The following is an 11,802-nucleotide window of genomic DNA, read 5'->3' on the forward strand; positions in this document are numbered from 1 at the left end:
AGGGGTCGGTCCGTGAACAGCACCCCGGCGCGCAATGCGCCGAGCAGCAGCGGTCATGCCGCTGTACCCGGGCAGGCCGGCGCCCAACGCCGGCCCGCCCCTGCCCACCAGCTGCCCGTACCGGCCCGCGCCCCGCGGCCGACGGCCGAGGAGCAGCGGTGGGGTGCCGGGGATCCGGGCTCGTTCTACGACTACATCCGGGTCGCCACCTTCGCGATCGGCCCCGACGGCCGGATCAGCCAGTGGAGCGAGCGCGCGGCCGAGTTCTTCGGCGTCCCCGCCGCCGAGGCGGTCGGCGCCGACCCGGTGACCACCTTCGTCCCCCGTGAGCTCTGGCGGCGCGGCCGCGCCCGGCTGGAACGCATCCTGGCGGGCGAGGAGTGGGTCGGCACCACCCCGTACCGGCACGCCGACGGCGGCGAGGGCCTCGCCGAGCTCTACCTCATGCCGGACAGCGCGCTGCCCACCGCCGGCGCCACCTGTCTCGCGGTCGACCTCGGCCGGCTCCGCCGGATCGAGACGGATCTGGCCGCGTCCGAGGCGGTTTTCGGCCAGACGCCGACCGGCTTCGTGCTCTTCGACGACCGGCTCCGCCTCCAGCGCGTCAACGACGCCTTCGCCTCCGGGATGGGCCTCGCCCCCACCGACCTGGAGGGCCTCACCCCGCACGACATCTTCCCCGGCTCCGAGGCCGACCGGCTCACCGCCGCCCTGCGCAAGGTGCTCGCCAGCGGCGAGCCCGTCTTCGACCTGCGCTTCCACGCCGCCGTCCCGACCCGCGAGGGCAACCGGCTCTGGGCCGTCTCGCTCTACCGCCTCAACGGCGCGGCCGGCCAGCCGATGGGCGTCGCCGGACAGGTCTCCGACGTCACCAGCCGGCACGTCGCCGAACGCGAGGCCGACGGCGTGCGCCGCAACCTCGCCCTGCTCAACGAGGCCAGCGCCCACATCGGCTCCACCCTCGACCTGGAGACCACCGCCAAGGAGCTGCTGGACGTCGTCGTCCCGCCGTTCTGCGACCTCGCCACCGTCGACCTCTACACCGCGCTGCTCTCCGGCGAGACCGTGCCCACCGCCGGCCGGCTCGGCGACACCGTGCTCACCGACGGCAGCGGCGAACTGCGCCGGGTCGCCGTCTCCAGCGTGGTCGGCGGCGCCTCCTCGGTGCTCGGCTCGGTCACCGGCCTGCCCATCGCCGAGGCCGGCGGCACCCTCTGCTACCCGCGCCGTTCCCCGCACGCCCGGGCGCTGCGCACCGGCCGCAGCGTCGTCCCCGAGCCCGGGCCCGACCCGCTGCTGCGCTCCACCCTGATCGTCCCGCTGGTCGCCCGCGACCAGGTGCTCGGCCTGGTCCAGCTCTCCCGGGCGATCGGCAGCGAGCCCTTCGACGCCCGCGACGTCGCCATCGCCGAGGAGCTCGTCGCCCGCGCCGCCGTCTGCATCGACAACGCCCGGCTCTACCGCCGCGAGCACGAGCGCGCGCTGATCCTCCAGCGCAGCCTGCTGCCCCCGGGCAACCCGGTCGCCAGCGGACTGGAGATCGCCTGCCGCTACCTGCCCAGCAACAACAACACCGAGGTCGGCGGCGACTGGTTCGACGTCATCCCGCTGCCCGGCAACCGCACCGCCCTGGTCATCGGCGACGTCATGGGCCGCGGTCTGCGCGCCGCCGTCGCCATGGGCCAGCTGCGCACCGCCGTCCGCACCCTGGCCATGCTCGACCTGGAACCCGGCGAGGTGCTCTCCGCGCTCGACGAGATCGCCCGCGGCCTCGGCGACGACACCGCGCCCACCGGCCGGTCCAACCCGTACGGGCGGCTCACCTCCAGCGCCGACGAGGAGGCCCGCGAGGTCTACCTGGCCACCTGCGTCTACGCCGTGTACGACGCGGTCACCCGGCGCTGCACCTTCGCCAACGCCGGCCACCTGCCGCCCGTCCTGCTCGGCCCCGGCGAGCCCGCCCGGATGCTGGACGTCCCGCCCGGCCTGCCGCTCGGCGTCGGCGGCGAGCCCTTCGAGGAGGTCGAGCTGACCCTCCCGGACGGCGCCGTGCTCGGCCTCTACACCGACGGCCTGGTGGAGAGCCGCAAGCACCAGCTGGACGAGGGCCTGAAGGCCTTCCGCACCGCCCTCTCCGACGGCGGCAAGGGCCTGGAGGACCTCTGCGACCACGTCCTCGGTGAGCTCAACCCGCACCACGGCGAGGACGACATCGCCCTGCTGATGGCCAAGGTGCACGCCTTTCCGGCGGACGCGGTCGGCCAGTGGTTCCTGCCGCCCGAGCCCACCTCGGTGGCCAAGGCCCGCGAGTTCGCGTGCAGTTGGCTGCTCGCCCGGGGCCTGGACGAGCTGGTCGACACCACCGAGCTGCTGGTCAGCGAGCTGGTCACCAACGCGCTGCGGCACGGCCGGGGCGAGATCCGGCTGCGGCTGCTGCGCGACCGGACCATGGTCTGCGAGGTCTGGGACGACGGCTACGCCCAGCCCCGGCAGCGGCGCGCCCACGAGACCGACGAGGGCGGCCGCGGGCTCCAGCTGGTCAGCCTGCTCGCCGAACGCTGGGGCAGCCGGCGCACGCCCAAGGGCAAGATCGTCTGGTTCGAGCTGGGCCTGTAGGGCCCGATCGGCGGTACCGCCGATCGGGTGCTGTCCCCGGTGGCCCGCCGTGTCGGGGCCGTCGGGCGAGCGGGGGCGGCGTTCCATGGCCGCCATGCGCGCCCGCCTCCCCGTCGCAGCCGCCGCGCTGCTGCTCGCCCTCGGTGCCACGGCCGGCTGCCTCGGCGGCCCCGACCCGGCCCGCACCGTCCGCACCCCCGACCCCGCGCCGCCCGCCCCGGCCGTCGTCACCGGGGACGTCCGCCCGGTCGACCGGGCCGCCGTCCGCGACGGCGGCACCCTGCGCTGGGCCGTCGACGCCGTCCCGGCCACCCTGAACGCCTACCAGGGCGCCGCCACCGCCGACTCCGCGCTGCTCGCGCACGCCCTCTACCCGGCGCTGTTCCGGCCGGACGCGCACGGCGAGTGGACGCCGGACCCGGACTACCTGACCGCCGTCGAGTCCACCCCGCCCGGACGGCTGCCCCAGGTGGTCACCTACCACCTCAACCCGCACGCCGTCTGGAGCGACGGCACCCCGCTCTCCGCCGCCGACTTCATCGCCCAGCGGGCCGCGCTCGCCGGCTCCGCCACCACCGCCGCCACCGCCGCCCGCCCCGCCGGGTACGAGGCCGTCGACTCCATCACCCAGGGCGCCGACCCGCACGAGGTCCGCGTCACCTTCCGACAGCCCTGCGCCGACTGGCGGGCCCTGTTCGGCCCGCTCTACCCCGCCGCCGAGACCGCCACCCCCGCCGCCTTCGAGCGCCCGCTGCCCGGCGGCACCGCCCACCCGACCGCCGGCCCGTTCCTGGTCGACGGCTACGACCCGGCGGGCGGCCGGGCCACCCTGGTCCGCAACCCGTTCTGGTGGGGCGAGCCGGCCAAGGCGGACCGGATCGAGTTCCTCGCCGTCCCGCCCGAGCACCGCGCCGAGGAGCTGGCCCGGGGCCGGCTCGACCTCGCCCCGCTGACCGCGGCGGTCGAGCACGCCGGGCCCGACACCGCCGAGGCGCTGCGCCGGGCCGCCGCGCTGCCCGGCGTCACCCTGCACCGGGCCGCCGGGACCGGCCTCGCCCAGCTCACCCTGAACGCCGCCCGCGAACCGCTCACCGACGCGGTGCTGCGCCGCGGGCTGGCCCGAGGAGTCGACCGGCGGCACGCCGCCGACGCCGCGCTGACCCCGTTCGGACTGCCCGCCGCGCCGCTCGGCCACCACCTGCTGGCGGGCGACCAGCCCGGCTACCGGGACGACTCCGACGCGCTGGGCGTCGCCGATCCCGGGCGGATGCTGGACATCGCCGGCTGGAAGCGCCCCGCGAGCGGCGGAACCCGGGCCCGGGACGGCCGTGAACTGGCGCTCACCCTGCTGGTCCCGGTCGGCTCGGCGACGCTCCGGCGGGCGGCCGACGCGGTGGCGGCGGACCTCGGCGAGATCGGGGCGGCCGTCCAGGTGGTGGAGGCGCCGGCGGACGCCGTCCTGCGCGACCACCTGGCCACCGGCGACTACGACCTCGCCCTGTTCTCCTGGCCCGCCGGCCCCGCCCCGGCCGACGAGCAGCGGCCCGTCTACGCCAAGCCCCGCCCCGGCCCGGACGGCGCCCCGGAGGCCGGCCGCAACTACGCGCGGGCCGGGACGGACGAGATCGACCGCCTCTTCGGCCTCGCCGCCGCAGAACCCGACCCGGACGCCCGCCGCGCCCTGCTCCAGGAGACCGACGCGCGGATCTGGCAGCTGGGCCACTCCGTCCCGCTCTTCCAGCGCCCGGAGGCGGTGGCGGTCCGCGACGGCCTGGTCGGCGCCGGAATCCGGGGCCTGGCCCGCCCCCGCCTCCAGGACCTCGGCTGGGCGGCGGGCTAGCGGACCTCGACGGGCCGCTCCAGCATCAGCTCCACGTCGGCGATCCGGGTGAGGCCGGGGCACTCCCGGCGGGCGCGGGCGAGAGCCTCCCCGGCCCGTTCGGGCTTCCCGGTCGCGATCAGGGCGGCGGCCAGCGTGCAGCCGGCGTGAGCCCGCCAGTGAGGGGAGAGCCGGGCGTCGACCGCGTGGCGGCGGGCGGCGCGGACGGCCGCCTCGGGATCGCCGTTGAAGCGCGCGAGATCGGCCGCCCCCTGGACGTGGCGGAGCTTGGCCCGCTCGTCGTGGCCGAACACCTCCAGGACCGGGGCCAGCAGCGCACCGGCCGTGGCCGGGGTCAGCTCCCCACTGTCGCTGCGGCACACGATCACCGCGGCGGCGACGGCGTGCGCCTGGCGCGGGTCGCAGCCTTGCGCCAGGGCCAGCCCGATGATCCGGTCGGCCTCGTCGTGGCGGCCTTCGGCGAGCGCCACCCCGGCGGCCGTGAGGCGGGTGCGAACCGCCCGGGCCGGGGCGGGCCCGTCCAGCACGGCGCGTGCCTCGGGGATCCGGCCGCGCCACAGCAGCCGTTCGGCCGTGATGTCGCGGGTCGACCAGAGGTGGTGCTCCAGGGCCCGGGGGCGGAAGGGCAGGACGAGGACGGCCCAGATCGAGTTGAGCGGTGACGGCGCCCCGAGGAGCACGAGGAGAACGAGGGTGGAGAGCAGGCCGAGCCCGATGCCCCGGGCCGCCCCCGTGAAGGAAAGCGCGAGCCAGGCTCCGAGACCGCCGTGCACGGCGAGCCAGCCGACCGAGCAGGCCCAGAGCCGCAGCCTCGGGGCCCGCACGGGCAGCAGGCCCCAGTCGAGGCGCGGGCCGCCGGTGGGCCGCAGCCCCAGGCTGACCGGGACCCCGGCGACCGTTCCCTGCCACAGCACCCGCCCGCACCCGTAGGAGACGCCGAGGAGCCGCCCCCCGCCCAGCCGGTGGGTGAGGAGGACCCAGAGGTCGGAGAGCGGCTCCTGGCCCAGCAGGGTGCCGATCAGGAAGCCGAGCGCGGTCCACGGCGGGAGGCCGTGGTCGACCTTGGCGGACAGAACCACGGTGCCGGCGACGAGGACGATCCGGGGAAGGACGGAGCGGAGGTGGTGGATCACGGCCGAAGCCTGGCGGAGGCGGAACACCGGGTGGAAGGGTGAGTGACCGAGCTGTGATCTTGATCCCGCCCGTGATGCCCGTTTCGGCCGAGCTCGGCGGTTCCCCGTACCATAGGAGGAAGCCGTGGCATGTCCTGCCCGGCGGGTGGACCGGTAGTAGCAGGCGGAACGGGTGGTGGCGGCCGACAGGGGTCGCAAGTGCGCGTCACGCAGCCGGGCGCTCTAACCCACGATTCCAGGAGAATCCGCTAGGCATGCCCACGCGCAACGACATCCGTAACGTCGCCATCGTCGCTCACGTCGACCACGGCAAGACCACCCTGGTCGATGCCATGCTCAAGCAGGCCGGTGCCTTCGCCGCTCACCAGCAGCTGGACGACCGGATGATGGACTCCAACGACCTGGAGCGCGAGAAGGGCATCACCATTCTCGCGAAGAACACCGCGGTCAAGTACCACCCCAAGGACGGTGGCGCGCCGATCACCATCAACATCATCGACACCCCGGGCCACGCCGACTTCGGTGGCGAGGTCGAGCGCGGTCTGTCGATGGTGGACGCGGTCGTCCTGCTGGTCGACGCCTCCGAGGGCCCGCTGCCGCAGACCCGCTTCGTGCTCCGCAAGGCGCTCACCGCGCGGCTGCCCGTCATCCTCTGCATCAACAAGACCGACCGTCCGGACGCCCGGATCGACGAGGTCATCAACGAGACCTACGACCTCTTCCTCGACCTGGACGCGGACGAGGACCAGATCGAGTTCCCGATCGTCTACGCCTGCGCGCGTGACGGCGTCGCCTCGCTGACCAAGCCGGAGAACGGCACCGTTCCCGCGGACAGCGACAACCTGGAGCCGTTCTTCTCCACCATCCTGGAGCACGTCCCGGCCCCGACCTACGACGCGGACGCCCCGCTGCAGGCCCACGTCACCAACCTGGACGCCGACAACTTCCTCGGCCGCATCGCGCTGCTCCGCGTCGAGCAGGGCGAGCTGCGCAAGGGCCAGACGGTGGCCTGGATCAAGCGCGACGGCACCATCTCGAACGTCCGCATCTCCGAGCTGCTGATGACCGAGGCGCTCACCCGCAAGCCGGCCGAGGTGGCGGGCCCCGGTGACATCTGCGCCGTCGCCGGCATCGCCGACATCATGATCGGCGAGACCCTGGCCGACCCGGAGAACCCGATCGCGCTGCCGCTGATCACGGTGGACGAGCCGGCCATCTCGATGACCATCGGCACCAACACCTCGCCGCTGGTCGGCCGGGGCGGCAGCGGCAAGGGCGCGGACGCCAAGTCCGCCGGCCGGGTCGACCGCAAGGTCACCGCCCGCCAGGTGAAGGACCGCCTGGACCGCGAGCTGATCGGTAACGTCTCGCTGCGCGTCCTGGACACCGAGCGCCCGGACGCCTGGGAGGTGCAGGGCCGCGGTGAGCTGGCGCTGGCCATCCTGATCGAGACCATGCGCCGCGAGGGCTTCGAGCTGACCGTCGGCAAGCCGCAGGTGGTCACCAAGGAGGTCAACGGCAAGACCCACGAGCCGGTCGAGCGTCTGACCGTCGACGTGCCCGAGGAGCACATGGGTGCCGTCACCCAGCTCATGGGCATCCGCAAGGGCCGGATGGACAACATGTCCAACCACGGCTCGGGCTGGGTCCGGATGGAGTTCGTCGTCCCGTCCCGCGGTCTGATCGGCTTCCGGACCGAGTTCCTCACCAACACCCGCGGCACCGGCATCGCGCACTCGATCCACGAGGGCCACGAGCCGTGGTTCGGCACCCTGACGACCCGCAACAACGGTTCGCTGGTCGCCGACCGGGCCGGCGTGGTCACCGCCTTCGCGATGACCAACCTGCAGGAGCGCGGCGTGCTCTTCTGCGACCCGGGCACCGAGGTGTACGAGGGCATGATCGTCGGCGAGAACTCGCGCGCCGACGACATGGACGTCAACATCACCAAGGAGAAGAAGCTCACCAACATGCGGTCGTCGAACGCCGACGTCGCCGAGTCGATCGTCCCGCCGCGCAAGCTCTCGCTGGAGCAGTCGCTGGAGTTCTGCCGCGAGGACGAGTGCATCGAGGTGACCCCGGAGACGGTTCGCATCCGTAAGGTCGTGCTGGACCAGAAGGACCGCGGCCGTACCGCCTCGCGCGCGAAGAAGGCGTGATCAAGGCCTTCTGAGCCCTTCCGGCGGTGCTTTGGCCGGATTCGTTCGCCCCCCTTTCCGATGGGAAGGGGGGCGAACTTTTTCAACTACTCCACGCTGTCGACGCGCGTATAAACGGAATAGCGCTTACCACGCCGAGGTGTCCGCTGAGCGAACGTGACAGTCCGTCATTCATGACGACTGTCCGGTTGATGCCTGTCTGAGTATGTCTCTTATGTCCGATTTTCGAAACTTACCGACCGTTCATGTGACCTAATTGAGATCGGCATTGGTCACTTTCGTGTCCGTGCGTGACACATAGTGGGTGCAGTCAGGCTCGGGTCAAGGGTTACGCGCAGGGGTGCGCGCCGAAACCACGAGCGCGGACGGCACGGCGGACCGGACCAACCGCCCGCGGTGCTCTCCTCGTTGGAAAGTCGAATTCAGGAGGCATCCCCCCATGCGTGGTGCAACCCAGACCAAGTGGATCGTCGCGGCGACCGCGATCGCCCTCGCGGCGACCGCCTGCAGCACCAGCTCGAAGAGCGACGACAAGGCCGCCTCCGGCGGCGGCTCGATCGCCGTTCAGCTCGGTGAGCCGCAGCACGGCCTGGTCCCGCAGAACACCGCGGAGTCCGAGGGTGCCGAGGTCCTGGGCCAGCTGTTCGCCGGCCTGGTCGAGTACGACCGGAAGACCAACGAGCCGAAGCTGCGCGTCGCGGAGTCGATCGAGTCCCCGGACAGCAAGGTCTGGACGATCAAGCTGAAGGACGGCTACACCTTCCACAACGGTGAGAAGGTCACCGCCCAGTCCTTCGTCGACGCCTGGAACTGGGGCGCCAACCAGGACAACGCGGCCGAGGGCCTGCCGTTCTTCGCCAAGATCGAGGGCTCCGAGGACCTGGCCCCGGGCAAGGACAAGAAGCCGGCCACCGACAAGCTCAAGGGCCTGCAGGTCGTCGACGAGAAGACCTTCACCGTCACCCTGACCAACCCGTTCTCCCAGTTCAAGACCATGCTGGGGTACAACGCGTTCTACCCGCTGCCGAAGGCCTTCTTCCAGGACCCGAAGTCGTTCGGGGACGCCCCGATCGGCAACGGCCCGTTCCAGATGGACGGCAAGTGGGAGCACAACAAGCAGATCAAGGTCAAGCGCTACGACAACTTCCCGGCCTCTGACGGCAAGGCGAAGCTGCAGGGCGTCACCTTCAAGATCTACGACAACCTGGACACCGCGTACAACGACCTGCGCGCCGACAACATCCAGGCCACCGACAAGCTCCCGATCTCGGCCATGGGCACCGTCAAGGGCGAGTTCGGCGACCGCTACATCTACAAGCCGGAGTCCGGCGTCGGTTACATCGGCTTCCCGATCTCGACCAACCCGGCCACCTACGGCAAGCCGGAGATCCGCAAGGCGATCTCGATGGCGATCGACCGCGAGGCGATCACCAAGCAGATCTTCTCGGGCACCCGCGTCCCGGCCGACGACTTCATCAACCCGCTGATCCCGGGCTACCGCAAGGGCGCCATGGGCGACGCGGCGAAGTTCGACCCGGCCAAGGCCAAGCAGCTGTGGGACACCGCCGGCGGCGTCCCGAACAACACCATCGAGCTGGGCTACAACGCCGACGGCGGCCACAAGGAGTGGATCGAGGCCGTCGCCAACCAGCTGAAGAAGAACCTCGGCGTCGAGGTCACCACGAAGCCGTTCGAGAAGTTCGGCAAGATCCTGGACGCGCTGGGCGCCAAGCAGTACTCCGGTGCCTTCCGCATGGCGTGGTCGATGGACTACCCGTCGATCGAGAACTACGAGCGTCCGATCTTCTCCAAGGTCGCCATCGAGAACGGCTCGAACTACGGCGGTTACGTCAACGACAAGTTCGAGGCGCTGCTGGACCAGGCCGACCAGGCGAAGAGCCCGGAGGAGGGCCTGAAGCTGTACCAGCAGGCCGACGACGTCCTGATCGAGGACCTGCCGTACATCCCGGTCTACACCTACATGTCCTCCGCCGCGTACTCCAAGAAGATCAAGAACTTCGACACCGACGCCCAGGGTCGTATGAACCTGGCCGAGGTCGAGCTCGCCGGCTGATCTGAGACGCAGACGTTAGGGGGCGGGTGGAGACCGGACCACAGTCCGGCTCCCCCCGCCTCCCTTCCTTGTCCGAAAGTGTGGAGGTCTAATGGGCCGCTATGTGATCCGCCGACTGATACAGGCGATCCCTGTCCTTATCGGCGCGACGCTGCTGATCTACGCGTTGGTCCACTACCTGCCCGGTGACCCGGTGCAGGCGCTGGCCGGCGAGAAGCGAGCCGACCCGGTCGTCGCGGACATGATCCGCGAGAAGTACCACCTGAACGACCCGTTCCTCGTTCAGTACTGGAACTACATCACCGGCGTCTTCCAGGGCGACCTGGGAGAGAGCCTCACCGGCCGTTCGGTGAGTGAGATGATCGGGGACGCCTTCCCGTACACCGTCAACCTCGCTCTGGTGGCTTTTGTCATCGAGGCGGTCGTCGGTGTCGCGGCCGGTGTCATGGCGGCCCTGCGCAAGGGGAAGTTCCTGGACCAGCTGGTCCTCATCAGCACGCTGCTGGTCATCTCGATCCCGGTCTTCGTCACCGGCTTCGTGCTCCAGCTCGTGCTCGGCGTCAAGCTGAAGAACGACTACGGCATCGAGATCTTCTCGGTGTCCTTCAACGAGGAGGACGGGCTCCGGGCGTACCTGCTGCCGGCCTTCGTCCTCGCCTCGATGTCGCTCGCGTACGTCGCCCGTCTGACCCGCACCAGCCTGATGGAGACCATGCGCGCGGACTACGTCCGCACCGCGGTCGCCAAGGGCCTGAAGCGCCGTCGGGTGATCGGCCGCCACGCGCTGCGCAACGCGCTGATCCCGATCGTCACCTTCCTGGGCGCCGACCTCGGCGGTCTCATGGGTGGTGCGGTCATCACCGAGCGGATCTTCAACATCCACGGCATCGGCGGCCTGCTCGCCCAGTCCGTGTACCAGAAGCAGGGGACGATCATCGTCGGCGTGGTCACGCTGCTGGTGCTGATCTACCTGATCACCACCCTGCTCGTGGACCTGCTGTACGCCGTGCTCGACCCGAGGATCCGCTATGAGTGACACCATCACCAAGGGCCCCGAGGCCCCTTCCGGCGACAACGGCGCGAAGGGCGCGGCGAAGGCCCAGAAGCCCGAGCGCGTCGCGAGCCTCTGGTCGGACGCGCTGCGCGACCTGCGCCGCAACCCGGTCTTCATCATCGGCGCGGTGCTGGTGTTCTGCCTGCTGGTCATCTCCGCGGTGCCGCAGCTGTTCACCGACGGCAGCCCGTTCGCGGGCGGTGCCTGCGACCTGGACAACTCGCTGAAGCGTCCGAGCGCCGAGCACTGGTTCGGCTTCGACGTCCAGGGCTGCGACATCTACACCCGCACCATCTGGGGCGCCCGCAACTCGGTCACCGTCGGTGTGCTGACCACCCTGACGGTCACCGTGGTGGGCTCCCTGCTCGGCCTGCTGGCCGGCTGGAAGGGCGGGATCGTCGACTCGATCCTGTCCCGCTTCACCGAGATCTTCTTCTCGATCCCGCTGCTGCTCGGCGGCATGCTGATCATGTCGATGCTCGGCACCGGCAACGCCTACACCGTCTCGCTGGTCATGGCCGTGCTCGGCTGGCCGCAGATCTTCCGCATCATGCGCGCCTCGGTGCTGGCCAACAAGAACAACGACTACGTGATGGCGGCCCGCGCCCTGGGCGCCGGCTCCGGCCGGATCACCTTCCGGCACATCCTGCCGAACGCCATCGCGCCGGTCATCGTCGTCGCCGCGATCTCCCTGGGTGTCTACATCGGCGCCGAGGCCGCGCTGTCCTACCTGGGCATCGGTGTCCAGCCCCCGCAGATCTCCTGGGGCCTGATGATCAGCGACGCCCAGCCCCGCTTCCTGAACGCCCCGCACGTCCTGCTCTTCCCGGCCGCCGTGCTGAGCATCACCGTGCTGGCGTTCATCATGCTCGGCGACGCGGTGCGCGACGCCCTCGACCCGAAGCTCCGCTGAGAGAAGAGGTGAC

At 71.4% G+C, this 11,802-nt stretch carries 7 protein-coding genes; 6 read left to right on the top strand and 1 reads right to left on the bottom strand.

The window, feature by feature from the left end; translation table 11 throughout:
• The first annotated feature begins 12 nt into the window (after positions 1 to 12).
• Together ACFU9E_RS02500 and ACFU9E_RS02505 are read left to right on the top strand one after the other, a co-directional pair.
• Positions 13 to 2,616, top strand: coding sequence for a SpoIIE family protein phosphatase (locus ACFU9E_RS02500; protein ID WP_380683158.1), 2,604 nt, complete (start codon positions 13 to 15; stop codon positions 2,614 to 2,616).
• Positions 2,617 to 2,710: 94 nt separating this feature from the next.
• Entirely contained in the window at positions 2,711 to 4,456 is a 1,746-nt protein-coding gene (locus ACFU9E_RS02505; RefSeq protein ID WP_380683159.1) for an ABC transporter family substrate-binding protein, read from the top strand.
• Here the strand turns inward: ACFU9E_RS02505 and ACFU9E_RS02510 are convergent.
• A complete protein-coding gene (locus tag ACFU9E_RS02510) occupies positions 4,453 to 5,589 on the bottom strand; it encodes a hypothetical protein (protein WP_380683160.1) in 1,137 nt (378 codons plus the stop codon). The genes ACFU9E_RS02505 and ACFU9E_RS02510 overlap by 4 nt on opposite strands.
• Positions 5,590 to 5,843: 254 nt before the next feature.
• On the opposite strand from ACFU9E_RS02510, the gene typA reads away from it, so the two are divergent.
• From typA to ACFU9E_RS02530, 4 genes are all read left to right on the top strand, one after another.
• Positions 5,844 to 7,748: a translational GTPase TypA gene (gene typA, locus ACFU9E_RS02515; protein WP_380683161.1), complete on the top strand. Its 1,905-nt coding sequence runs from the start codon at positions 5,844 to 5,846 to the stop codon at positions 7,746 to 7,748.
• Between the two features lie 439 nt (positions 7,749 to 8,187).
• Positions 8,188 to 9,822: an ABC transporter substrate-binding protein gene (locus tag ACFU9E_RS02520; protein WP_380683162.1), complete on the top strand. Its 1,635-nt coding sequence runs from the start codon at positions 8,188 to 8,190 to the stop codon at positions 9,820 to 9,822.
• 91 nt (positions 9,823 to 9,913) lie between these two features.
• Positions 9,914 to 10,858, top strand: coding sequence for an ABC transporter permease (locus ACFU9E_RS02525; RefSeq protein WP_350546867.1), 945 nt, complete (start codon positions 9,914 to 9,916; stop codon positions 10,856 to 10,858).
• Complete coding sequence (locus tag ACFU9E_RS02530; RefSeq protein ID WP_380683163.1) at positions 10,851 to 11,789, top strand: ABC transporter permease; 939 nt, start codon at positions 10,851 to 10,853, stop codon at positions 11,787 to 11,789. Before ACFU9E_RS02525 ends, ACFU9E_RS02530 begins: the two co-directional genes overlap by 8 nt.
• Positions 11,790 to 11,802 lie beyond the last annotated feature (13 nt).

The organism is Kitasatospora sp. NPDC057595, assembly GCF_042800875.1.
GTDB lineage: Bacteria > Actinomycetota > Actinomycetes > Streptomycetales > Streptomycetaceae > Kitasatospora.